This is a genomic window from Aurantimonas sp. DM33-3 (assembly GCF_014334315.1).
GTDB lineage: Bacteria > Pseudomonadota > Alphaproteobacteria > Rhizobiales > Rhizobiaceae > Aurantimonas > Aurantimonas coralicida.
Map to the genome: position 1 here is coordinate 69,998 of NZ_JACSGS010000019.1, position 24,515 is coordinate 94,512.

Annotated in this window: 18 protein-coding genes; 9 read left to right on the top strand and 9 right to left on the bottom strand. The window is 68.2% G+C overall.

Annotated elements, in window-relative coordinates; all coding sequences use genetic code 11:
* Positions 1–70: 70 nt before the first annotated feature.
* Positions 71–2,020 (top strand): acetate--CoA ligase, encoded by a 1,950-nt coding sequence (gene acs / locus H9Q09_RS19820; RefSeq protein WP_187392465.1) that lies wholly within the window; start codon positions 71–73, stop codon positions 2,018–2,020.
* A 51-nt stretch (positions 2,021–2,071) separates the two neighbouring features.
* On the opposite strand, the gene H9Q09_RS19825 is transcribed toward acs, so the two are convergent.
* The gene (locus tag H9Q09_RS19825) at positions 2,072–2,275 is read right to left on the bottom strand and encodes a hypothetical protein (RefSeq protein ID WP_187392466.1); all 204 of its coding nucleotides are present in this window, start codon (positions 2,273–2,275) and stop codon (positions 2,072–2,074) included.
* On the opposite strand from H9Q09_RS19825, the gene H9Q09_RS19830 reads away from it, so the two are divergent.
* Positions 2,274–3,827 (top strand): heme peroxidase family protein, encoded by a 1,554-nt coding sequence (locus H9Q09_RS19830; protein WP_187392467.1) that lies wholly within the window; start codon positions 2,274–2,276, stop codon positions 3,825–3,827. The genes H9Q09_RS19825 and H9Q09_RS19830 overlap by 2 nt on opposite strands.
* Positions 3,828–4,255: 428 nt before the next feature.
* Here H9Q09_RS19830 and H9Q09_RS19835 read toward each other — a convergent pair whose 3' ends face one another.
* The 4 genes from H9Q09_RS19835 to H9Q09_RS19850 all read right to left on the bottom strand — a co-directional run bounded on the left by H9Q09_RS19835 (position 4,256) and on the right by H9Q09_RS19850 (position 8,022).
* On the bottom strand, positions 4,256–5,176 hold the full coding sequence (locus H9Q09_RS19835; RefSeq protein ID WP_246716248.1) for a PRC-barrel domain-containing protein: 921 nt from the start codon (positions 5,174–5,176) through the stop codon (positions 4,256–4,258).
* 453 nt (positions 5,177–5,629) lie between these two features.
* Positions 5,630–6,910, bottom strand: coding sequence for a cyclopropane-fatty-acyl-phospholipid synthase family protein (locus H9Q09_RS19840; protein WP_187392468.1), 1,281 nt, complete (start codon positions 6,908–6,910; stop codon positions 5,630–5,632).
* Positions 6,911–7,045: 135 nt separating this feature from the next.
* Positions 7,046–7,564 (bottom strand): thermonuclease family protein, encoded by a 519-nt coding sequence (locus H9Q09_RS19845; protein ID WP_348646337.1) that lies wholly within the window; start codon positions 7,562–7,564, stop codon positions 7,046–7,048.
* Between the two features lie 224 nt (positions 7,565–7,788).
* Positions 7,789–8,022 (bottom strand): DUF1674 domain-containing protein, encoded by a 234-nt coding sequence (locus tag H9Q09_RS19850; protein ID WP_187392470.1) that lies wholly within the window; start codon positions 8,020–8,022, stop codon positions 7,789–7,791.
* 222 nt (positions 8,023–8,244) lie between these two features.
* Between H9Q09_RS19850 and htpX the strand changes: the two genes are divergently transcribed.
* The 5 genes from htpX (at position 8,245) to purH (ending at position 14,590) form a co-directional block, all read left to right on the top strand.
* Positions 8,245–9,213 (top strand): zinc metalloprotease HtpX, encoded by a 969-nt coding sequence (gene htpX, locus H9Q09_RS19855; RefSeq protein WP_187392471.1) that lies wholly within the window; start codon positions 8,245–8,247, stop codon positions 9,211–9,213.
* A complete protein-coding gene (locus tag H9Q09_RS19860) occupies positions 9,210–10,709 on the top strand; it encodes an RsmB/NOP family class I SAM-dependent RNA methyltransferase (RefSeq protein WP_348646338.1) in 1,500 nt (499 codons plus the stop codon). Before htpX ends, H9Q09_RS19860 begins: the two co-directional genes overlap by 4 nt.
* 202 nt (positions 10,710–10,911) lie before the next feature.
* A complete protein-coding gene (locus H9Q09_RS19865; RefSeq protein ID WP_187392472.1) occupies positions 10,912–12,585 on the top strand; it encodes a heparinase II/III family protein in 1,674 nt (557 codons plus the stop codon).
* A 115-nt stretch (positions 12,586–12,700) separates the two neighbouring features.
* The gene (locus tag H9Q09_RS19870) at positions 12,701–12,886 is read left to right on the top strand and encodes a hypothetical protein (RefSeq protein WP_187392473.1); all 186 of its coding nucleotides are present in this window, start codon (positions 12,701–12,703) and stop codon (positions 12,884–12,886) included.
* Between the two features lie 87 nt (positions 12,887–12,973).
* Positions 12,974–14,590 (top strand): bifunctional phosphoribosylaminoimidazolecarboxamide formyltransferase/IMP cyclohydrolase, encoded by a 1,617-nt coding sequence (gene purH / locus H9Q09_RS19875; protein ID WP_187392474.1) that lies wholly within the window; start codon positions 12,974–12,976, stop codon positions 14,588–14,590.
* Positions 14,591–14,606: 16 nt separating this feature from the next.
* Here the strand turns inward: purH and H9Q09_RS19880 are convergent, their stop codons facing one another.
* Together H9Q09_RS19880 and H9Q09_RS19885 are read right to left on the bottom strand one after the other, a co-directional pair.
* Positions 14,607–16,061 (bottom strand): MFS transporter, encoded by a 1,455-nt coding sequence (locus H9Q09_RS19880; protein ID WP_210315443.1) that lies wholly within the window; start codon positions 16,059–16,061, stop codon positions 14,607–14,609.
* Positions 16,058–16,939: an MOSC N-terminal beta barrel domain-containing protein gene (locus tag H9Q09_RS19885; protein WP_187392475.1), complete on the bottom strand. Its 882-nt coding sequence runs from the start codon at positions 16,937–16,939 to the stop codon at positions 16,058–16,060. Before H9Q09_RS19885 ends, H9Q09_RS19880 begins: the two co-directional genes overlap by 4 nt.
* Before the next feature lie 110 nt (positions 16,940–17,049).
* Between H9Q09_RS19885 and H9Q09_RS22710 the strand changes: the two genes are divergently transcribed.
* The gene (locus tag H9Q09_RS22710; protein WP_277022717.1) at positions 17,050–17,178 is read left to right on the top strand and encodes a hypothetical protein; all 129 of its coding nucleotides are present in this window, start codon (positions 17,050–17,052) and stop codon (positions 17,176–17,178) included.
* Positions 17,179–17,271: 93 nt separating this feature from the next.
* Here the strand turns inward: H9Q09_RS22710 and H9Q09_RS19890 are convergent, their stop codons facing one another.
* On the bottom strand, positions 17,272–22,176 hold the full coding sequence (locus H9Q09_RS19890) for an NAD-glutamate dehydrogenase (RefSeq protein ID WP_187392476.1): 4,905 nt from the start codon (positions 22,174–22,176) through the stop codon (positions 17,272–17,274).
* Positions 22,177–22,289: 113 nt separating this feature from the next.
* On the opposite strand from H9Q09_RS19890, the gene H9Q09_RS19895 reads away from it, so the two are divergent.
* The gene (locus H9Q09_RS19895) at positions 22,290–22,868 is read left to right on the top strand and encodes a peroxidase-related enzyme (protein ID WP_187392477.1); all 579 of its coding nucleotides are present in this window, start codon (positions 22,290–22,292) and stop codon (positions 22,866–22,868) included.
* Positions 22,869–23,321: 453 nt separating this feature from the next.
* Here H9Q09_RS19895 and H9Q09_RS19900 read toward each other — a convergent pair whose 3' ends face one another.
* Positions 23,322–24,239, bottom strand: coding sequence for a DMT family transporter (locus H9Q09_RS19900; RefSeq protein WP_187392486.1), 918 nt, complete (start codon positions 24,237–24,239; stop codon positions 23,322–23,324).
* Between the last annotated feature and the right edge of the window lie 276 nt (positions 24,240–24,515).

The following is a 24,515-nucleotide window of genomic DNA, read 5'->3' on the forward strand; positions in this document are numbered from 1 at the left end:
TCCGGCGCTTTCACCCTAGATTGCCTCCAAATGCCGGACCTGTTCCGGCGATACTGCGGGAGGCGAAAGCATGAGCACGATCCACGTCAAGGACGAGTGGAAGGCGCGGGCGAAGCTGACGGACGATCAGTACCAGGACTGGTACCGCCGCAGCGTCGAGGAGCCGGACGGCTTCTGGGGCGAGCACGGCAAGCGCCTCGACTGGATCAAGCCCTATGAGCGGGTGAAGAACACCTCCTTCGCGCCCGGCAATATCGACATCCGCTGGTTCGAGGACGGCACGCTCAACGTCGCCGCCAATTGCATCGACCGGCATCTGGAAACCCGCGGCGACCAGACGGCCATCCTCTGGGAGGGGGACGACCCGGCCGATTCCAAGGCGATCACCTACCGGCAGCTCCACGAGGAGGTGTCGCGCATGGCCAATGTCCTGAAGGATCGCGGCGTCAAGAAGGGCGACCGGGTGACCATCTACATGCCGATGGTGCCCGAGGCAGCCTATGCCATGCTGGCCTGTGCCCGGATCGGCGCGATCCATTCGGTGGTGTTCGGCGGGTTCTCGCCGGACGCGCTGGGCGGCCGGATCGAGGGCGCGCAGTCTGACGTGCTGATCACCGCCGACGAGGGTCTGCGCGGTGGCCGCAAGGTGCCGCTGAAGAAGAATGCCGACCGGGCCTGCGAGATCGCCGAAAAGGCCGGCCAAACGGTGAAGACCATGCTGGTGATCCAGCGCACCGGCGGCGAGGTGGCTTGGCAGGACGGGCGCGACGTGTGGTGGCACGAGGCGCGCGAGGCGGTCTCCGCCGATTGCCCGCCAGCCGAGATGCAGGCCGAGGACCCGCTGTTCATCCTCTACACGTCGGGCTCGACCGGCAAGCCGAAGGGCGTGCTGCACACCTCGGGCGGCTATCTCGTCTACGCCTCGATGACCCACGAATACGTCTTCGACTACCATGACGGCGACGTCTATTGGTGCACGGCGGATGTCGGCTGGGTGACCGGCCACAGCTACATCGTCTACGGGCCGCTCGCCAACGGCGCGACGACGCTGATGTTCGAGGGCGTGCCCAACTACCCGGACGCCTCGCGCTTCTGGCAGGTGATCGACAAGCACAAGGTCAACATCTTCTACACCGCGCCGACGGCGATCCGCTCGCTGATGGGGGCCGGCGACGAGATGGTCACCAAGACCTCGCGCGCCAGCCTGAAGGTGCTGGGCACGGTCGGCGAGCCGATCAACCCGGAGGTCTGGAGCTGGTATTACCGGGTCGTGGGAGACGAGCGCTCGCCGGTGGTCGATACTTGGTGGCAGACCGAGACCGGCGGCATCCTGATCACGCCGCTGCCCGGCGCCACGGACCTGAAGCCGGGCTCGGCGACGCGGCCGTTCTTCGGCGTGCAGCCTCAGCTCGTCGACAATGTCGGCACGGTGCTGGACGGCGCCAATGACGGCAATCTGTGCATCACCGATTCCTGGCCCGGCCAGATGCGCACGGTCTATGGCGACCACGAGCGCTTCGAGCAGACCTATTTCTCGACCTATCCGAACAAGTACTTCACCGGCGACGGGGCGCGGCGCGACGCCGACGGCTATTGGTGGATCACCGGCCGCGTCGACGACGTGATCAATGTCTCCGGCCACCGCATGGGTACGGCCGAGGTGGAATCGGCGCTGGTCTCCCATGCCAAGGTCTCGGAAGCGGCGGTCGTCGGCTATCCGCACGACATCAAGGGGCAGGGCATCTACTGCTATGTAACGCTGATGGAGGGCGAGGAGCCGTCCGAGGCGCTGCAGAAGGAGCTCGTCGCTCATGTGCGCAACGAGATCGGCCCGATCGCCTCGCCGGACAAGATCCAGTTCGCGCCGGGCCTGCCGAAGACCCGCTCCGGCAAGATCATGCGCCGCATCCTGCGCAAGATCGCCGAGGACGATTTCGGCGCCCTGGGCGACACCTCGACGCTGGCCGATCCGGGCGTCGTCGACGACCTCGTCGAGCACCGCCAGAACCGCAAGGGCTGACTGCCAGGCCGGCCGGCAGCGATGCCGGCCGGCGCGCTGCGCCGTTTTGACTTAGCGTAAGGTCGTGATATGTTTCGTCAGGACAGAAGAACTGACTGCATCGATCGCGTATTCAATGAATTCATTCGTCGCGGGCGAACACTTATTCAGTGATTGTTTTGTCTGGCAGCCACAGATATCGGCATCATCGGCGTTCTGCGCAATCGATCCGTTGACCTTCTGATCCGAGGCCATTTGCTCGGAGACGACGGACATGACCCATATCATCAAGATGTTGCATGGTCGCGGAACGCGCGAGATGAGCGCCCGTTCGCTCCAGGCGCTGGACGGGCATGCCGATCCCGGCAAGTTCGGCCGGATGTTTCCCAAGCTCGAGCCGCTGATCATCGACGACGATCCGCTGTTCGAGCTCGCAACGACCATGAAGGACGCCGCGCCGACCGATACGGCCGGCGACAATCCCGACATTCCCGGCGGCTTCACCTATCTCGGCCAATTCGTCGATCACGACATCACCCTCGATCTGACGCCGCTGGACCAGCAGACTGCGGATCCGCTGGCCACCCAGAATTTCCGCACGCCGGCGCTCGATCTCGATTCCCTCTATGGGCCGGGACCGGCGCTTGCGCCCTTCATGTATCAGCGCGACCTGCGCGGCCGGCAGACCCCGAAGCTGCTGATCGGCAAGGCAACCGAGTCCTTCGATCCCGATGGCGGTAACATCGGGGAGCTGCCGAACGACCTGCCTCGAAACACGGTCGGCCGGGCGCTGATCGGCGACGAACGCAACGACGAGAACCTGCTGGTCGCCCAGACCCATCTGGCTTTCCTGAAATTCCACAATGCGATCGTCGACTGGCTCGGGCAGACAAGGCCGGGTCTCGATGGCGGCGAGACCTTCGAGGAGGCGCGGCGTCTGGCGCAATGGCACTACCAGTGGATCGTTCTCTACGATCTGGTGGAGCGCCTCACCGAAAAGGGACTGATCGACAAGATCCGCGAGCGGGGGCGGCGCTTCTACCGCTTCAAGACCCGGCCCTACATCCCGGCCGAGTTCGGAGCCGCCGCCTATCGTCTCGGGCACTCGATGGTGCGCGAGACCTACGACCACAATCGCGTCTTCCGCGACGGTGGCGTGGCGCCGGGAAGCCTCGGATTGCTGTTCACCTTCACCGGCAAATCCGGCGCGATCATCGGCGATCTCGCCGCCCAGGCCGATCCGGCCGATTTCCCCAATGCGCCGGGCGGTGCACAGGCCCATCTGCCGTCCAACTGGGTCATCGACTGGCGGCGGTTCTACGACTTCGGGACGGCGCCGGAGCCGAACTTCAAGGTCAACCAGACCCGCAGGCTCGATCCGTTCATCGTTCCGGCCCTGCATTCCCTGCCCGGGGAGCAAGGCCGGCATGCGCAACTGGCGTTCCGCAATCTCAAACGCGGGGTGCAGGTGCTTCTGCCGAGTGGGCAGGACATCGCCCGCGCGATGGGGGCCGACCTGCTGTCTCCGTCCGACATCGCGAACAGCGGGGACGATGGGGCCGCCGCCGCCGCGCACGGCATGCACAAGGCATCGCCGCTCTGGTACTACATCCTGAAGGAGGCGAGCGTCATGCATGACGGGCGTCGCCTCGGCCCCGTCGGCAGCACGATCATCGCCGAGACCTTCCTCGGCCTTGTCCATGGCGACCACGAATCCTTCATGTGGTTGCGGTCGAACTGGAAGCCGGAACTGCCGTCCGCCAATCCGGGCGAGTTCACGATGGTGGATCTTCTGAACTTCGTGGGAGACGTGAACCCGGTCGGCTGACCTCAGGCTTGCGCGAACCATGCTGCGGGGAGGCGGGGGCGAAAAACCCTCTTGCGCCCAAGGCGTTGGGTTCCCATACTTCTCATGTGTTCAACGAAGTGGAAGGAGGTGATCCAATGTCGAGTGATAATCTGAAGCCGGTTGGGTCTATGATTCTCGGTGGTTCGACGGAGCAGCCTCCTCGCTTCGCCTGAGAATTGCGGATGCCGTCATGCGGTCTTCGACGACCGCCGGCTGACGTTCATCACGGGGCCGCTTCCGAAAGGGAGCGGCCTTTTGATTGTCTGATGTCCGGTTGCGGCGAGGGGCATCGCCATTCGGTTTCGAGACCCGACGTCGCAACGCAAAAGGCCCGCACCAATCGGTACGGGCCTTCTGTCTATCTGCGGCTGTGCCGGACGGCCCGGCACAGCTTTATCCCTGGCGGATTACTGGGCCGCCGGAGCGTCGCCGGCCGGCGCCATCGTGCCATCGGCAGCAGCGCCGCCATCGGCTTCCGCCATGCCGTCATCGGCCTCTTCCGGCTCGTTGTAGGCCGGAGCCTGCTCGAGCTGCTCACGCGAGACATTGAGGACGATACGGTCCGGCAGATTGTCCTCGCCGACGACCGGGGTCACCGGTTCGGCCGACGCGTCGGTGCTGGCGGTCGACATGTTGGCGTCGCCCGTGCCCATGCCCGTGCCGCCGGCAGCCGGATCGGCCGCCATGCCGGTGCCACCCGTGGCCGGCGCCGCGGCGCTCGCCTGGGCGTTGGCCTCTTCCTCGGTCGGCAGACCCTCGGTCTTGCCCGGGCCGAATTCCAGCGCGCTCATCGACACGGCGACATCCTTTTCGCCGATGCCCAGGAAGCCGCCGACGCCGACCAGAACGGCCATCACGTCGCCTTCCTCGGAGACCAGCACGTCGGTGATCGAGCCGATGCTCTCGCCGGCCGTATCATAGACGTCCTTGCCGTCGAGATCGGTCACGCGCCAGGCGCCGGACGGCGGGACGGTCACGAAGGGGCCATCGGCACCGGCGCTGGCAGCAGCCATGTCGCCGGCGTCAGCCGGCTCTTCGGCTGCCATGTCGGCAGGCTCCTCGGTCGTCCCGGCCGGGCTCTCAGCCGTGTCGGTCGGCGCGTCGGTGGCCGACGGTGCGGTGTCGGTCTGGGCCGAGGCGTCGCCGGTCGGAGCAGCCGGGTCCATCGTGCTGCTCGGTGCCGCGGCGTCGGAGCTGTCCGACGGCATGGCGCTGTCGGTGGCGGCCGGCGGGGTGTCCGTCGGAGCCGCGGGCTGGGCGTCCTGCGCGAAAGCCGCGAAGGGCATGACGGCGCCGGCGAGAAGGGCGGTATAGAAGGACTTTTTCATCGTGCTTACTCCCGATTACAGATAGCCGCACAATGACCGGCTCCGACAGCTGGTTCCGCGAAAGACGCAAATAACCGCACTTTTTAGACTTGCGGCTTTTCTGTGGCGAAAAGCTCACGGGCTGTTACAGGCGGTAACGGCAGCGAGTTTGCTGCACCGCATGCAAGTGGGCGTGAGGCGTCTGCTTGCAGCTAACCCATTGATCCCTGAACCTTACGGACCATAAGGCCGCATCGGAGAGCAGCGATGCGGGGTGACAGCGAAGGGGGGAGTGTGGCGGTGGCGAAGGGATTTCGCCGCGTATCTATTGCCCTGGTTTCAGGCCGCCCATCCAAACGGAACCCATGCGCCGTGCCGCGGCGGAGATCCGGCGGGAGCATGGAAACCCCGCAGAGGTGCGACCGCTCGGCCGGAAGGCGGAGCTTTGCGAAAGCAAGCGCTGTGGGTGCCGGCCTAGTCGTAGAGGTCGCGACGGGTGGGCGGCAGCTCGGCCGGACCCTTGGCCCGCCGGGAGGCCAGCGTCTGGTAGATCAGAAGACCGCCGCGCTGGAAGCCGAGGGATACGCCGGCGAGATACAGAAGCCACAGCCGGGCGCGGGGTTCGCCGGCGATGCGGCTGGCCTCCGGCATCGCGGCGAGCAGGCGGTCGTGCCACAGGCGGCAGGTGCGGCCATAGTGCTCGCGCCAGTTCTCCACGTCGTGGACCTCGAAGCGGTGCGCCTCCAGAAGCTGCGCCGAATGGCCGACATGGTCGAGTTCGGCGCCGGGGAAGATGTAGCGGATGATCGCCGCATATTCCCGCGTCCCCTTGCGAAACTTGGCGTCGCTGGTCTTGGCCGGCCGGGTGATCGCGTGGTGCAGATAGAGCCCGTTCGGCCGCAGCAGCTTGCGCACCGCGGTCAGGTAGGTCGCGTGATTGTCCCAGCCGACATGCTCGAACATGCCGATCGAGGCGATCTTGTCGAAGCGCCCGTCGAGCTCCTCGAAAGGCTTCAGTTCGATCGTCACGCGGTCTTCGAGCCCCTTGGCGGCGATCCGCTCGCGAGCGAGGTCGTATTGGGCCTGGCTCAGGGTCACGCCATGGCCGGTGACGCCATAATGCTCGGCGGCATGGATCAGCAAGGCGCCCCAGCCGCAGCCGATGTCGAGGAAGCGCTCGCCCTGTTTGAGGCGCAACTTGCGGCAGATCATGTCCAGCTTGTCGTGCTGCGCCTTGTCGATGTCGTCGTGCCAGCCATCGAAATAGGCGCAGGAATACAGCATCCGCTCGTCGAGGAAGAGGCGGTAGAAATCGTTGGAGATGTCGTAGTGGAACTGGATCGCGGCCTTGGACGAGCCGCTGGCGCCGGCGCCCGTGCCGCTCTGGGGCGCCGACCGCGCCGCCTTTCGGCCGCGCCGCGCCAGCGTATAGAGGGCGGGCAGGGCGGTGGCGATGGCCAGCCGGTCGATCTTCTTCATTGCGTCCCGCGTCCGGATGTCGGAGCGCGCCGTCGCCACGTCGAAGATCGTGCCGTCCTCGACATCGATCGCCTTGGACATCCACAGTTCGACTGCCGTCACGATCCGCGGGCTGAGGGCGAGGCGGGCGATCGCCGCCGGATCGTTCAGCGCCAGGACCGGGCCATCGGCCGGGCCGATGCGTTCACCCGTCCACAGCCGCACGGCAATCTTTGGCTGGAACGCGGCGATCGCCTGACGGACGATGGCCTCGAGTCGCGCTTCCCCGGCTGTCATGGAGCATCCTGTTTCACGTGAAACGGTATCGTCGGCTGTACGGCACGCTGCTGCCGGGTGTTCAGGAGTATCGGACGCCAGGTCTGCGATGGGCAAGGGGCATTGGGAGATGCCGCCGTCGGCGTCTGCGCGCGGTCAGCCCTTACGCCGGCCGCCGGCGTCCACGGCGCTCAGATCGGCGGGGAGGGTGCCGTCGCACCAGTCGCGGCGCTTGCCGCCTTCGTAGCGGACCACGAGGCCCTCGCGCAGAAGGACGCGGCCGAGATCGGGCTGGCCGGGCACCGACAGCGTCGCCAGCACGCGCCCGAAATACTTGTCGCCGGAGATGCCGGTGAGGGTGACGTTGCCCGATCCGATCAGGGCGACCAGACGGTCTCTCGCGATTTCGGCGGCGGCCTTCTCGGCCTCGCAACGTCCGCGTTTCTCCGGTGCGTCGATCCCCTTCAGTCGCACCGCGACCTGAACCGCCTGCATCGGCCAAACGAAGGCCTCGACCTCGACCGTGTCGCCGTCGCGGACCTTCAGGACGCGTGCCTCGACCGGGCCGGCGATCGCCCGCGGATAGTCGTCGTCATCCGCGAGCGCGGCGCCGGCCGGGATGGCGAGCGACAGCGCGAAGATACAACTGCAGATGGTTCGACGGGAATGCGTCACGACAACGGCCAACGAATCGGAGACGGTTCCCGGACAATATTCCTATGCGGGTGAGAGATCAAGCGGCGACCCGGGGACCCGCCATATTGCGCATTCCTGACGCAGCGGAAGATCGGCGCAAGCTCGCGGTGCGGATGGTTAGGACGATGGGCCCACAATCATCGCGGGAAGCCGTTGCGCGCCGCAGGCACGGGCAGAATGACAGGCTGCAACGGGAACCGGCTTCAGAAGTCCGAGATCAGCCCGTTCTTCTCCCAGTCGCCATAACGGATCGGTTCGGGCCCCTTGGGTCCGTTGATCTCCCTGGCCTGGGATGCCGCCGCGTCCGCATCCGCCTGACGGCGGCGTTCCTCGGCTTCGGCGAGGGCACGGCGGGCGGCGGCCGGCAGCTCGCGCTCGGCCTGCGCGCCTTCGCCGGGCGTTGCCGTTGCCGGATCCCTTGCCTCGCTGTCGCTCATCGCTCGTCTGCCCCTTGCTGTGGTCGGTGCCATGTTGCGGTTCGTCGCCTTCAGATAAGGGCAGGGACGAAGCCTTGAAACCCTTGCCGGTGTCGCAGCCTGCCCGGGCCGCTGCAGCCGCGGTGGTTTCCCCGCAATATTGAAGCGGAACCCCGCAATCCCCATTTTCCCGGGCGATTGGCGCGGGTGGACCGCGCAGACTCCTTGGTGGTGGAACCTGCGATGAACATGATCAAGACGGCGATGCTCATCGCCTTCATGACCGCCCTCTTCATGGGGCTCGGCTTCATGATCGGCGGCCGCGCCGGCATGATGATCGCCTTCGTCTTCGCGGCCGGTATGAACCTGTTTTCCTACTGGAACTCCGACAAGATGGTGCTGAAGATGCACCATGCGCAGGAGGTCGACGCGCGCAGCGCGCCGGAATACTACCGCATCGTGGAAGGTCTGGCCGGACGGGCCGGCCTGCCGATGCCGAAGGTCTATGTCATCAACAACGCCCAGCCGAACGCCTTCGCCACAGGGCGCAATCCCGAGAATGCGGCGGTGGCGGCGACGACCGGGCTGCTGGAGCGCCTGACGCCCGAAGAGGTCGCCGCCGTCATGGCGCATGAGCTCGCCCATGTGCAGAACCGCGACACGCTGATCATGACGATCACCGCGACGCTGGCCGGTGCGATCTCGATGCTGGGCAATTTCGCCTTCTTCTTCGGCGGCAACCGCGACAACAACAATCCCCTCGGCTTCATCGGCGTGATCGCGGCGATCATCGTCGCGCCGCTGGCCGCGATGATCGTCCAGATGGCGATCAGCCGGACGCGAGAATATGCCGCCGACCGGCGGGGTGCGGAAATCTGTGGTAATCCGGGCTGGCTCGCCTCGGCGCTCGGCAAGATCGCCAGCGCAGCCGGGCGTACGGTGAACCAGGACGCCGAGCGCAATCCGGCGACGGCCCACATGTTCATCATCAATCCCCTGTCAGGCCAGCGCATGGACAATCTCTTCTCCACCCATCCGGACACCGCCAACCGGATCGCGGCACTGAAACAGATGGCGCTGGAGATGGGCGGTGGCGACGGCGGCTTCGTTGCTGCCGCGCCGCAGGCCGGGATCGACCGGACCCGTTCGGGCCCGTGGGGCAGGGGCGATCGCCCCTCCGCCGGCGGCCGCAAGCGGGGACCGTGGGGTTGAGCGCTGGATCGGACGGCCGCAAGACCCGCCGCGGCGGCAATTTCGATGCCTCCCGCTCGGCGCCGCGCAAGCGGCCCTTGCCGGGCAAGGCGCCCCGGCACAATGACGGGGCGGGCAACGGCCCGCGGATTTCCGACGGTGCCGACGGCTTCGTGCCCGATGGCTACTCGGCGAACGACCGCCCCGGCCTTGGCGCCCGCCTGGTGGCAACGAAGATGCTGTCGGCGATCGTCGATGCCCGCACCTCGGCGGACGGTCTTCTCGACGCGGCCGGCGGGCATCCCGGTTTCCGCGCGCTGGAAAGTCGCGACCAGGGGCTGGTCAAGGCGATCATTCTCTCGGCACTCAGGTTCCGCGGCACCATCAGCCGTGCCCTCGACGCCTGTCTCGACCGGCCGCTGCCACCCAATGCGGCGGCGCTGAAGCACATCCTGCATGTCGGCGCGACGCAGATCCTGTTCCTCGACGTGCCGGATTCGGCCGCTGTCGACCTTGCCGTCGCGGCGGCGAATGTGGATTCCCGCAGCCGTCGCTTCGCCGGCATGATCAACGCCGTGCTGCGCCGCCTGTCGCGGGAAAAGGACACCTTGCGCGAGGTCGCCACGGCGACGGAGAACATGCCAGACTGGCTGGCCGCACGCATGGTGGCGGCCTACGGACCCGAGCGCACCGAGGCGATCGCGCGGGCGCATCTGACGCCGGCCCCGCTCGACCTCACCGTCAAGCGCGATCCTGCGGGCTGGGCCGGGAAGCTTGGCGGCGTCGCCCTGCCGAACGGCACCGTGCGGCTCGGCAGCTTCGACGGGCCGGTGACGGCGCTCGAGGGCTTTGCCGAGGGCGAATGGTGGGTGCAGGACGCCGCTGCGGCGCTGCCGACGCAATTGTTCGGCGATCTGACGGGCAAGCGGGTCGCCGATCTCTGCGCCGCGCCGGGTGGCAAGACGGCGCAGCTGATCGCCGCCGGCGGCGCCGTGACCGCCCTCGACATCAATGCCAACCGGATGAAGCGGCTGAAGGCCAATCTGGCGCGCCTGTCGCTGGAGGCCGAGGCCGTGGTGGGCGACATCGCCGCCTTCGAACCGGCCGAACCCTTCGACGCCATTCTTCTCGACGCGCCGTGCTCGTCCACCGGCACGATCCGCCGGCATCCGGACGTGCCCTACACCAAGGACGGGGAGGAAATCGCAAAGCTGGCCGGCGTGCAGGCACGCCTGCTCGGCGAGGCGGTGCGGCTTCTGGCGCCGGGCGGCCGGCTGGTCTTCTCCAATTGCTCGCTGGATCCGGCCGAGGGCGAGGCGATCGTCGCGGCTCTCCTCGCCGATCGTTCGGACATCGTCCGCGATCCCGTGCAGCCGGGTGAGCTGCCGGGCATGGAGTTCGCGCTCACCCCGGAGGGCGATCTGCGCACGACGCCGGACATGATGGGCGGTGCCGCGGATGCAGCCGCGACCGGCGGGCTCGACGGCTTCTACGCCGCGCGGCTGAAGCGGATCTGAGCGGGCCGCGCCCGGCGAAAAGGGCGCGGTCCAGCTTTCGCCGCAAGTCTTAGCGAAGTTTTTACCACATTCGGAGAAAGTGATGGCTGTTGCGCTGACCCGCTGATCCTGCCCCAATGGGGTCGGAGACGGGTTTCGCGAAGGATATCAACCAGTCGAACGGGCGCGTTGCCCGCAGTGGGGTCCGGGAGTGACGACGAGCTTGGCAGGTCAACCGCTCCTCGCTGTCCTGACGCTACGTGAAGTGTGGCGCCGGGCGCGGCGGCGGCTGCGGACCGGTCCGCTGCACCGCTGGCGTTTCGCCGGTGGCCGCGCCGGCAAGCTTCTGGTCGTGCCGCCTTCCCTGCGCCATGGCGACCCGATGATCGCCGAGGCGATCTATGCCGGCCGTTTCTTCTTCGCCGGACAATTGCTCGAACCCGGCCGCACCTCGATCTTCCAGGCGACGCTGCCGTCGGAAGCCTATGCGGCCGAACTCCACGGTTTCGACTGGCTGCGCCACCATGCCGAGGCCGGTGACGCCCTGGCCGTGCAGAACGCCCGCACCCTCGTTGACGACTGGATCCGCCAGAAGGGCGGCACGCTGGCCGATCCCGCCTTCGAGCCCGCAGTGGCCGCACGCCGGATGATCGCCTGGCTGAGCCATGCCGACATGCTGCTGGCCGACGCCGATGCCGGCTTCCACAAGCGCTTTCTGCGCAGCCTGTCGTCGCAGGCCCGCTATCTGCGCTCCGTCGCCCAGGAGGCGCCCGAGGGCACGCCGCGGCTGCAGGTGCGCACGGCGCTCGCCTTCGTCTCGCTCTGCCTGCCGGCGGCCAGCGGTCGCATCAAGATCGCGGCACGGCATCTGGCCGAGGAACTCGACCGCCAGGTGTTTCCCGATGGCGGCCACATCTCGCGCGATCCGGCCGCGCCGGTGGCGATCCTTGCCGATCTGATCCCGCTGCGGCAGACCTATCTGCGCCAGGGCCAGGCGCTGCCCCGCGGCCTGTATTCGGCGATCGACCGGATGCTGCCGGCGGTGCGCTTCTTCCGCCATTCCGACGGTTCGCTGGCGCTGTTCAACGGTTCGGGCGCCTCCGACATCCATCTGATGACGGTGCTGCTGCGCTACGACGAGACGCTGGGCGAGCCGATCACCCATGCACGGCAGTCCGGCTACCACCGGCTGGCCGCCGGCTCGAGCGTCATCGTCGCCGATACCGGCTGCCCGCCGCCGGCGCTGGTCTCGCGCAATGCCCATGCCGGCACGCTCGGCTTCGAGCTCTCCTGCGAGGCGAACCGCATCGTGGTCAATTGCGGCCGCCCGCTGACCGCCGACGCCGAATGGCGCCGCCTGTCCCGCTCGACCGCCGCCCATTCGACGGTGACGCTCGACGATCGCTCCTCGTCGCATTTCGCCCGGTCCGAAAGCCTCGACCGGTTTCTCGGCACGCCGCTGGTGCCGGGGCCGACGGAGGTACTGTCGGGCGAACTCGGCGATCCGGTGCGCGGCTTCGAAGCCAACCACAACGGCTATGAGCGCCAGTCCGGCCTGCTGCATCGCCGTCAGGTGAGCCTTGCCGAGGATGGCTGGACGGTGGAAGGCCACGACAGCTTCCAGCGCAGCGCCACGGTTCGCACCGGCAGCGACGCCGGCAAGGCGACGGCCCGCTTCCACCTGCATCCTTCGGTCAGCGTCGAGTTGATCGGCGACGGCGTCCGGCTGGCGGTGCGCGGGCAGCGCTGGCTGTTCCGGGCCGATGCCCGGGTCGAGATCGAGGATTCGATCTTCTTCGCCGATGCCGGCGGTGCGCGGCGTACGCTGCAACTGGCCGTGCCCTTCGATGCCTACGATCCGGCCGGCATCGCCTGGCGCTTCGAGCGCGAAGCCTGACGGAACGGGCGGAGCCCGTTTCCCACCAAGGATTGGATGAGGGTGAGACCGGGCAGGCCGTCACGCCGCGCATGACGGGGCTGGATTGCGCCGGTCCGCTCCCCATCTGCCAGGCATGACCCGGATCGCACTTCTCTCGCTCTGCCTTGCGCTTCTTGCCGGTTGCGGCGGCATGAACCGCGCCGTCGGCGTCCTGCCGAACACTCTGGACGATCTGGAGGCGCGCTCGGCCGCGGCGCGCGACGCCCCTGACGACATGGTCAATCCCGGCACTGCGGCATCGCCTGCGCCGCGGCGATAGCGGCCCGGACCGCCGACCACCATTGTGGGAAGCGGCGCGGCTGACTATCAGGGGCGGACTCCCATCCGTGCCACGCAGGAAAAGCCGATGTCTCTCAAAGCCAATGCCACGCAGGCCCCCGATCGCGTGCGGGTTCGCCGCGCGCTGCTGTCGGTCTTCGACAAGACCGGCCTTGTCGATTTCGCCCGTGAACTGGCGTCGCTCGACGTCGAGCTGGTCTCCACCGGCGGCACCTACCGGGCGCTGAGCGAGGCCGGCCTGGCCGTGCGCGACGTCTCCGAGCTGACCGGCTTTCCCGAGATCATGGATGGCCGGGTGAAGACCCTGCATCCGGGCGTCCATGGCGGGCTGCTGGGCATTCGCGACGATGCCGAGCATGCCAAGGCCATGGAGACCCACGGCATTGCCGGCATCGATATGCTGGTGTCCAATCTCTATCCGTTCGAGGAGACGCTGGCCGGCGGCGCCGACACCGCGACGATCGTCGAGAATATCGACATCGGCGGACCGGCGATGATCCGCGCCGGGGCCAAGAACCATGGCTATGTCACCGTGGTGGTCGATCCGGCCGAATACGACACGGTGCTTCAGGCGCTGAAGTCCGCAAATAGCGAGACCGACTTCGCCCTGCGCCAGCGTCTGGCGGCTGCCGCCTATGCCCGCACTGCGGCCTATGATGCGGCGGTGTCGACATGGTTTGCCGGCGTAGTGGGCGATGAAATGCCCCAGCGCGTCAGCGTGTCGGGCTCGCTGTCGGAAGCGCTGCGCTACGGCGAGAACCCGCATCAGAGCGCCGGCTTCTACCGGACCGGCGAGAGCCGTGCCGGCGTCGCCACGGCGCGGCAACTGCAGGGCAAGGCGCTCTCCTACAACAACATCAACGACACCGACGCGGCCTTCGAGCTCGTCGGCGAGTTCGATCCGGCCCGTACCGCCGCGGTCGCCATCATCAAGCATGCCAACCCTTGCGGCGTGGCGGAGGGCTCCGACCTTCTCGATGCCTATCGGAAGGCGCTGGCCTGCGATCCGGTCTCGGCCTTCGGCGGCATCGTCGCGCTTAACCGCAAGCTCGACCGGGCGGCGGCGGAAGCGATCGTGCAGGTCTTCACCGAAGTGATCATCGCGCCGGCGGCCGACGAGGACGCCATCGCGATCGTCGCGGGCAAGAAGAATCTGCGCCTGCTCCTGACCGGCGGCCTGCCCGATCCGCGTGCCGCCGGGCGCACCGTCAAGTCGGTCGCCGGCGGCCTGCTCGTCCAGTCGCGCGATGCAGGCGTCGTCGACGATCTCGACCTGAAGGTGGTCACCCGGCGCGCGCCGAGCGAGGCCGAGCTGGCCGACCTGAAATTCGCCTTCCGGGTCGCCAAGCACGTCAAGTCCAACGCCATCGTCTATGCCCGTGACCTCGCCACGGTCGGCGTTGGCGCCGGCCAGATGAGCCGGGTAGATTCGGCCCGCATCGCGGCGCGCAAGGCCGAGGATGCCGCGGCTGCTGCCGGCCATGGCGAGCCGCTGACGCGCGGCGCGGTGGTTGCGTCCGACGCCTTTTTCCCCTTCGCCGACGGTCTGCTGTCGGCCGTCGCGGCGGGCGCCACCGCGGTCATCCAGCCGGGCGGTTCGATGCGCGACGACGAGGTCATCAAGGCCGCCGACGACAACGACATCGCCATGGTGATGACCGGCATGCGCCACTTCCGGCACTAGGCCGGTGCCGGCCGGCCTATGCGGCCGGCTGGCGCTCCCTGTCGGGATCCTGGCCCCTGCCGACCGCGCGGGGGCCCGGCGTTCCCAGAAGGATCGCCAGCCCGACGACGAAGAACAGGATCAGCGCCGACATGCCGATGCGCGACGCGGTCGCCGGGTCGGTCAGGCCCGCGGCGACCGCGGTGAAGGCCGCGACGGCCGCCGTGCCGAGGAAGGATGTCGCCCGGCCGGTGAGGGCATAGAAGCCGAAATAGCGGCCGGCCTCGTCGGCGGTGACCGATTGCGCCAGCCATGAGCGCGACGAGGCCTGGACCGGGCCGAAGGCGAGCCCGATCAGCAGGCCGAAGACGATGTAGCTCTTCTCCGCCGGGGTGGCGAAGAGCCCTGTCGCCTCGGATGGTGCGAAGGTCAAAAGGCCGAACAGGGTGGAATCCGGCGCCGTCGAGATGATCCCGATCGTCGCCGTCATCAGGCAGAGGATCGAGGCGACGATGACCGCCTTGGAGCCCAGCCGCGCGTCGAGAACGCTGGCGCCGACGCAGCCGAGAATGGCGGTGACGTTGAGAATGACGCCGAACAGGCCGCTCTCGGTGATCGACCATCCGAACATGCCGGCGGCGAAGGCGCCGCCAAGCACCAGCAGCGCATTGACGCCGTCCTGGTAGATCATCCGCGCGATCAGAAAGCGGAACAGCGTGCCGCGCACCCGGATCTCGCGATAGGTCGCCTTCAGGTCCTTCAGCCCGTCCCGTGCGGCGACGCGGATCGGCTCGGCCTTCTTGCGGTCCGGCGTCAGCAGGAACATTGGCAGGACGAAGACGAGGTACCAGAGGGCCGAGAGCGGGCCGGTCGCCCGTGCGCCTTCGCCCTCGGCCGGGTCGAGGCCGAACCAGGGCTCGAGGCCGAGCAGGGTCAGGCCGGTCTGGGGCGATCCCGCCAGGAAGGCGAGGGTGACGAACAGGAAGACGATCCCGCCGACATAGCCGAGACCCCAGGCGAGGTTCGAGACGCGCCCGATGGAATCGCGATGGACAAGGCGGGGGATCATGGCGTCGTTGAAGACGATGGAGAATTCCGCCGCCACCATGGCGAAGACGATGAGCGCGGCAGCAAAGATCAGCGGCGTGCCGGGCACGGCGAACCACAAGAGCAGCAGCGCCGTGATCTTCACGACGGCGAAGCTGGCGATCCACGGCTTGCGGGGCCCGGCCCGGTCGGCGATCGAGCCAAGAAAGGGCGACAGGATCGCCACGCAGATGCCGACGAGGGTCACCGCGCCGCTCCACCAGGCCTGGCCGGTGGCCGGATCGGAGGCGAGCTGGGAGACGAAATAGGGCCCGAAGACGAAGGTGATGACGACGGTGAAGAAGGGTTGGGCGGCAAAGTCGAAGGTCATCCAGCCCCAGACGGCGCGCTGGCGCAGCGGGACCCGGTAGGGCAGGCCGGCGACGGTCGGTGCGAGTTCGGTCATCGGTCGGCGCCGCGGGCCGATGCGTCGCGCACGGCGGGTGCGCCGCCGCGCCGGGCGACGACCTCCACCGGATCGCCGCGGCGGATCACGGCCGGGCCGCGCGGCACCGCGTTCCAGCCGAACAACACGCCGGGCACGCGCGGCGTCGCCGAGAACCGGATACGGCGCATGGCGTCCATCGGCTGGGTGCCGGCGATCATACCGGTCGTCTGGTCCACGGTCGTGACGATGCAGCGGGCGCAGGGTTTGACCAGATCGATCACCGCCTCGCCGACGCGGATGGTGGCCCAGTCGTCCTCGGCCCAGGCCTCGGCGCCGTCGATGACGAGGTTCGGCCGGAAGCGGCTCATCGGCACGGCGTCCCCGTCCTGGCGGACGATGTCCCCATTCAGCGCGCGCAGCGAGGCCGGATTGGCGATCAGCAGCGGGAAGCCATCGGCGAAGGCGACGGGCGGAGTGCTTGCCGCGTTATCCGGCGCCCAGGCCGGGTCGATATGGCGGGCATCCGTCCGGTCGAGATGGACGAGCCGGACCGGCCGCTGCAGCCATTGCGACAGCGCCGCGTTGGTGGCGTCGTCGGCGAGGGCGGCATCGACCGCGTCGCCCCAGATGGTGACGGTCAGCCGCTCGTCGCCCTCCGGGAGAGGGACGAAGCGCTCGCCGATTTCCTCGTAGGAGAGGATCAGCCCGTCGACATCCGGCTGGGCATCGAGCAGCGCCAGGGGCGGATGCTCGCGTTGGGAGAGGAACCGGCCCGCCTGGTCGACCAGCATCCAGCGGCGGTCGCCCTCGAGGCCCCACACCTCCAGTGCATTTTCGTCGCGTTCGATCGACCGCCCGGCTTTCACCGGATGGATATGGATGGATCCGAGTTCCATCACTCCCCCTTATTCGCTGGGCGTGACATCCGAAAGATGCCATCCCCCACGACGTCCCCCACGTGCTATTCTGTCAGCGGATCAATCAGGATTCCACAAAGGATACGATCATGGCCAAGGGTCAGATGCGCGGCAACAAGGAAGTCCGAAAGCCGAAGGCGGACAAGACGAAGGCAGCGGTGCCAGTGACGGTGCCCGGCAAGTTCGCGGCGGCCCGCCCCGACGCCAAGAAGGGCTGAGGCCCGGCCTGGTCCCTCCTGCGCCGGCCAGCAATGCTGGCCGGCCACCAGCCGCCATCGCGCGGCACTTGCATTTCCCCCTCTGCCCGGCGTCTAGCCGGCCAGATCCGACAACAGGCCCGCGGCGACCGTCAGCCGGGCGACCGAGGTGCCGCCCGATCCGGCGAGGGCACCGATCTGCCCCCCGATCCGCTCCACCGCCGTCCGCCGGCTTTCCGCCCAGGCTGCGGCCGGGTCATCCTCCGTGCCGAAGTTCCGCAGGGCTGTCGCCGTCAACTTGCGCCGGGCGCCGGCGATCTGGCTACCCGCCCGCTCCAGCGCCAGCGTCTCGTAGTAATCGTCCGTCTGCAACGCGAAGAGCGCGGCTTCGAGCCGGCCGATCTCGAACTGCCGGGTGATGCCGAAATAGCAGCCGATGGTCGCTTCGAGCCCCGTCGATGTTTCACGTGAGACAGAAGCGATGTCCGGCACCAGCGACAGGAGCGGCAGCAGCGCAATCGCCTCGGCGACGTCTTGCGGCACGCCCTTCTCGACGAAAGCCTCGGCGCGCGACTGTGCCTCGGCCCGGCCGGCCTCGGTGGCGAGCTCGACGAGCTGCGGCTTGAGCTTGTCCAGCGCGTCGCGACTGGCGACGACCGCGCCGGTCAGGCCGCCCTCGAAGCTTTCGTTCTGGACATACCAGCGGGTCGTGCGGATCAGGAACCGGCCGATCTCCGCATAGAGCGCGTTCTGGGTCTCGCCATGCAGCGTGCCGTCCAGCGCATCCACCCGCTCGTAGAGCGAGCGCACATCGAGACCGTCGCGGGCCGCGATGAAGGCCTGCACGATCCCGGCCGGCGAGGCACCGGAGGATTCACGCAGCACCGTGACGAAGGTCGGGCCGGTGCGGTTGACCACCTCGTTGGCCAGCACCGTCGAGATGATCTCCCGGCCGAGGCGATGGCCCTCGATGTCCCGCGCGAAGTCCCGCTGCATCGGCACCGGGAAATAGTCGTTCAGCCGGTCTTCCAGATAGGGGTCGTCCGGCAGGTCGCTGGCGACGAGCTGGTCGAACAGGGTGATCTTGGCATAGGCGATCAGCACCGCGATCTCGGGCCGGGTCAGGCCGCAGCCGGTGGCGCGCAGATCGGCGATGGCGGCTTCCGACGGCAGCGTCTCGACCGCCCGGTCAAGTTCGCCGGCATCCTCCAGGACACTCATGAAGCGGGCCTGCAGGGCAAGGGCCGACGCTCCCGCCCGCTCCTCCAGCGACAGGGCCAGCGTTTGTTCGTAATTGTTGGCGAGGACGAGCTCGGCGACCTCGTCGGTCATGTCGGCCAAAAGCGCGTTGCGCTCCTCGCGGGTGAGGCGACCGGATTCCATCGCGCTCTTCAGGGCGATCTTGATGTTCACCTCGACGTCGGAGGTGTTCACGCCGGCCGAATTGTCGATGGCGTCGGAATTGATCCGTCCGCCGCCCGCCGCGAACTCGATGCGCCCGCGCTGGGTGACGCCGAGATTGGCGCCCTCGCCGACGACCCTGGCCCTGACTTCGGCGGCGGCAACGCGCACTGGATCGTTGGCGCGGTCACCGACATCGGCGTTGGATTCGTTGCCGGCGCGCACATAGGTGCCGATGCCGCCGAACCAGAGCAGGTCGGCCGGCGCCTTGAGGATCGCGCTGATGATCTCGGCCGGCGTGCCCGACCGCTTGTCCCAGCCGATCGCGTCTGCCGCTTCCTGCGACAGATGCACCATCTTCTCGCGCCGCGAGAACACCCCGCCGCCCTGCGAGATCGCCGCGCGGTCATAGTCCTTCCAGGACGAGCGCGGCGTCTCGAACAGCCGCTGGCGCTCGGCAAAGGACGTCGCCGGATCGGGATCTGGGTCGATGAAGATGTCGCGGTGGTCGAAGGCCGCGATCAGCCGCGTCGTCTTCGACAGGAGCATGCCGTTGCCGAAAACGTCGCCCGACATGTCGCCGCAGCCGACCACGGTGAAGGGCTCCGACTGGATGTCGCGGTCCATCTCGCGGAAGTGGCGCTTGACCGCCTCCCAGGCGCCGCGCGCGGTGATGCCCATGGCCTTGTGGTCGTAGCCGGCCGAGCCGCCGCTGGCGAAGGCGTCGTCGAGCCAGAACTCGTTCGACTGGGCGATGGCGTTGGCGGTGTCGGAGAAGGTCGCCGTGCCCTTGTCGGCGGCGACGACGAAATAGGGATCGTCGCCGTCATAGCGGGTGACGCGGGGCGGCGTGACGACATCCTCGCCGACGATGTTGTCGGTGATCGACAGGAGCGAGGCGATGAAGACGACATAGGCCGAGCGGCCGGCGGCGAACCAGGCGTCGCGGTCGGACGGGTCGGGCAGGCGCTTGGGGTAGAAGCCGCCCTTGGCGCCGACCGGCACGATCACCGCGTTCTTGACCTGCTGCGCCTTGACCAGACCCAGCACCTCGGTGCGGTAGTCCTGGGCGCGGTCCGACCAGCGCAGGCCGCCGCGGGCGACCGGGCCGAAGCGCAGATGCACGCCCTCGACGCGGGCGTCGAAGACGAAGATCTCGCGATAGGGGACCGGGGCCGGCAGGCCCTCGACAGCGGCAGATTCGAACTTGAAGGCGAGCGCCGGGGCGACCGCGCCGGGTTCGGAAACCGGCTCGGCGGAGATGCCGTCGACAGCGTAGTAATTGGTCCGCAGCGTGGCGAGGATGGCGCCCATGAAGCGCCGCACAATGCGGTCGTCATCGATGGAATCGACGTCTTCCAGCGCTTCGCAGATCGCCGCATGGATCTCGCCAGCGCCCCGTGCCTTTGCGCGGCGGGCCTGCCGCGCATCCGGCTCGCTCTCGCCGTCTTCGGATGCCGCATCGGTTTCGGCCGGGGCCGGGCGCTCGGGATCGAAGCTCGCCGCGAAGAGATCCCACAGCAGGCGGGCGATCTGTGGCTGGCGCATCAGGGCGGCGCCGAGATAATCGGGCGAATAGGCGAGGCCGGTCTGGCGCAGATAACGCGAATAGGCGCGCAGCACGTTGGCCTGGCGCAGGTCCAGCCCCGCCTCCAGCACCAGCGCGTTGAAGCCATCATTCTCGATGCGGCCGGCCCAGACATTGGCGAAGGTCGCTTCCAGCGCGGCGCCGTCGTCGCCGAGCGCGATGTCGCCGCCGCGGCTGCGCTTCAGGTCCATGTCGTGGATATGCACCGTCTCGCCGTCGGGCCGCACGATCCGGTAGGTGCGTTCTGATACGGCGGAGAAGCCCATGTTCTCGAGGATCGGCACGCGGGTCGAGAGCGCGAGGGCCGCGCCCAGATGATAGATCTTCAGCCGCAGGAGGTCGGGCGCATCGTTCTCGCGGCGATGGAAGGTGACGCGCACCTCCTCGCCTTCTGAGAGCGCCATGATGATCCCGGCGTCGTCCACCGCCTCGGTCGGGGAGACCACGTCGCGATAGCTCTCCGGCAGGCCCGGCGCGAGGCGGCCGTACTCGCCGGCATGGCCGGCGGCCGACAGGGCGGCGGTGAACTCGTCCTCCCAGTTCTTGGCCATCTCGACGACGCGCGCTTCCAGCTGCGCCGTGTCGACCTCGGGCGTGGTGCCGCCGGCGCGTCCGATGATGAAGTGGACGCGGGCGAGCGGCCCTTCGGGGAAGGCCGGGTAATAGGCCGAGACATGGCCGTCATAGGCCTCGGCGAGCATCAGGCCGATCCGTTCGCGCAGGCGGGAATCGTAGCGTTCGCGTGGCACGAAGACGAGGATCGAGACGAAGCGGTGGAAGCGGTCGACGCGCGACAGGATTTTTACCCGCGGGCGTTCGCCAAGCTCGACGATGGTCGAGGCGTAGCGCTCCAGCAGCGCCACGTCGATCTGGAAGACCTCGTCGCGGGAATAGGATTCCAGCGCGTTGAGCAGCGCCTTGGCCGAGTGCGAGCCGGGGCGCAGGCCCGAACGGCTGATCACCGTTTCGGCCTTCAGCCGCAGATAGGGAATGGTCAGGATCGAGCGCGTGTAGGCGCTGGAAGTGAACAGGCCGACGATGCGCAGCTCGCCGACGAAATTGCCGTCGGCGTCGAACTGCTTGACCCCGACATAGTCCATGTAAGCGCGGCGATGGACCAGAGAGCGGGCATTGGCCTTGGTCACGATCAGCGGGGTCGGCGCTTCCAGGAAGGCGCGGATTTCTGGCGTCGTCGTCATGCGGCGGCCGGGCCGGCCCAGAATGCGCACGTCGGGATCGGCCAGGATGCCGAGCCCGGCATCGTCGCGCCGTTCCAGCGCCTCGCCCTCGCTGCCGGGCAGATAGTCGTATTCGCGGCAGCCGAGGAAGATGAAATTGTCGTCGCGCAGCCATTCGAGCAGCCGGGCGGCTTCCTCGAAGGTGGTCTTCAGATCCGCGTCGTCGAGGCGCGAGGCCTGGCGACGCAGCGCCTCGACGGATTCGCTGGCGCGGTTGCGCATGGCATCGAAATCGGCATTGGCGTTGGCGACCTGGCCGAGGATCGCCTCGAGCCGGGATTTGAGCGCCGTGTTCGCGTCACCGTCGCCCAGGGGATCGACGGCGAACTGGATCAGGCTGGTCCGGTCGGCTTCGCCCAGCACCATGTCGCGGGGATGGGAGGCCGAGAAGCTGGTGACCTCGCCGGCCGCGCCGCGCAGCACGTCGAGGATCGGATGGGAGATGTAGCGGATGCCGACGGCGGAATCGGCGATCTCGGCGGTCACCGAGTCGAACAGGAACGGCATGTCGTCGCTGACGACGGTGATCAGTTCCAGCTTGCGCCCGTCGCGCAGGACGAAGCCGTCCGGCTGCTCGATGCGCACCAGATGCGCGCCCCGGCGGTGATCGCACAGCGCCTCGAAGCCGGCGCGGGCCGCCAGCGCCAGAGCCTCGGGCGTGAACTCGGCCAGATCCTCGGCCGGCGGGCGGGCAAAGAGCAGCGGGGCGAGGGTGGCTTCGGCGCCATCCTCCCCGATGGCCGCCTCGATCGCAGACAGGATCTCCGTCTTGGTCGTTGCGGGATGGTCCATGGGGTGCCCTCCGATGCGACTGCTTGTCGTGTCCGACACCCTATCATAGGAATCCCGCCACGACCTTCGAGGGCAAGCCGTGTCCCCGGCGTCGCTGGAGCGTGGGAGGAAGCATGACGCAGCAACAGGACAGGCCCGTGACAGCACTCGGCCTGGCGATGGCCGAGCCCCTGTCGGAGCGCACCCAGGCGTTCTTCGCCAAGTGCCAGGAAAAGCTCGGCATCGTGCCGAACGTGCTCCTCGCCTACGCCTTCGACGAGCGCAAGCTGGAGGCGTTTTCCACCTTCTACAACGATCTGATGCTGGGCGAGAGCGAGCTGTCGAAGCTCGACCGGGAGATCATCGCCGTCGTCGTCTCCTCGATCAATCACTGCCATTATTGCCTGACCGCCCATGGGGCCGCCGTGCGCCAGCTCTCCGGCGACCCCGGCTTCGGCGAGGCGATCGCCCAGAACTGGCGCGCCGCCGGGCTCGACGACCAGCGCGCCGCGATGCTGGATTTCGTCGTCCAGCTGACCGAGCGCCCGGACACCATCGTCGAGGCGGACCGGCAGGCGCTGCGCGACGCGGGCTATTCCAACCGTGGCATCTTCGACATCGCCGCGGTGGCGGCGTTTTTCGCCATGAGCAACCGCGTCGCCTCGGCCACCGACATGCGGCCCAATGACGAATACCACGCTATGGCGCGGTAGCGCGGGGGGTGCGCGAGCCGCGGGGACGTTCGTGCGTGCTGCCATGGCACCGGGTGCCGCGATGGTGCCCGCGCGGCGAGGTCCACGCAGTGGCAGCGGTCCGGGCCGCGAAAAGTGAGGCCGCGACCGTTCGTGCAGTGGCAGCGGTTTGGCATGGGTCCTCGGGTCAAGCCCGAGGATGACGCCGTTGTTGGATGGTGCGGATCACCGTCACCGTAACGCCGAGCCGAGCCGAGCCGAGTTGTGCCGGGCCGGGACAGGCCGAGCGAAGCCCCGCGCCGTCTCAGGACGGGTTCCCATCATCACCGCGCGTCATCCTCGGGCTTGACCCGAGGACCCATGCCACGACCGCGCCAGCATCCTCTCCGCTGCAGAAGGCACACGGGCCGGACCGCGCGTCGAGATGGTCCGCGCAACGGGGCGGGCCCCCACCCCCCGGCACCATCACGCCCGCTAGCCGCCGGCGTGCCCCGCGAACCGGCGCTTCAGCCTTCCGGCCAGCCGTCCGTCGATGGCCGCGAGGCCGGTGCCGATGAGGGCCATGCCGGCGAAATGCTGCAGTTCCAGCACTTCGCCGAGGACCAGCGAGCCGAGAATGATGGCGCTGACCGGGACGAGGAACGTCACGAGCAGGATGTTGGTGGCGCCGGCCGTCGCCAGGATGCGGAAATAGAGGACGTAGGCCAGCGCGGTGGAGAGGGCGGCGATGCCGAGGATGGCGCCCCATGTCGCCGGGCCCGGCATGGCGAGGGTCCAGGGGCGGTCGACCAGAAGGGCGAGGGGGACGAGCATCGCGGTCGAGGCCGTCACCTGTCCGGTCGCCGTCGCCATGGGTGCCACGCCCATGCGCCGGAAGCGGCGTCCGAAGACGCCGGCCAGGGCATAGGAGAAGGCCGCGGCGAGGCAGGCAAGCTGGGCGGCGATGTCGCTGCCGACGGTGCGGAGGGCGGCGGGGCCGAGCATCACCACGACTCCGGCAAAGCCGAGCACCACCCCGGCCAGCCGGTGGCCGGTCATCTTCTCGTCGCGCGTCAGCACATGGGCGACCACCACCCCGAAGAGCGGCGTCGTGGCATTGAGGATCGAGGCGAGGCCCGAGCCGATCTGCGTCTGGCCCCAGACGATCAGGCTGAAGGGGACGAGATTGTTGAGGAAGCCCATGCCGACGAAAGCCGCCCAGATCCGCCGGTCGCGCGGCATGGCATGGCCGAGGACGCGCATGACCGCCCACAGGATCATCGCCGCCGGCCCGACGCGCAGGACGACGATGGTGAAGGGCGGCAGCTCGCGCACCGCAACGCCGGTGAAGAAGAAGGACCCGCCCCACAGGACGGACAGTGCCAGCAGCATCGCCCATTCGGCCGATGTCATGCTGCGATGGGCGGGTGTCGGGATGGCGCGCACGGTCTGCTCCTCGGCTGGGAGGGACGTTAGCGGGGGCCGTTGGGGGCGCCCACCCGATTTCCGGGGGCGGCAACGGTTGGGTGGGGTGTCCGTCGTGGTTGGTGGAAGCGGATGCGGTTTGGCATGGGTCCTCGGGTCAAGCCCGAGCAACTGTGTGAGTATGCGTCAAGGGGTGGCTGGGCGCGGCTGATATTCTCCGGTTCGGATTGCCACGTTGAGCGTGACGAGGAGCTTGCGGGCGAT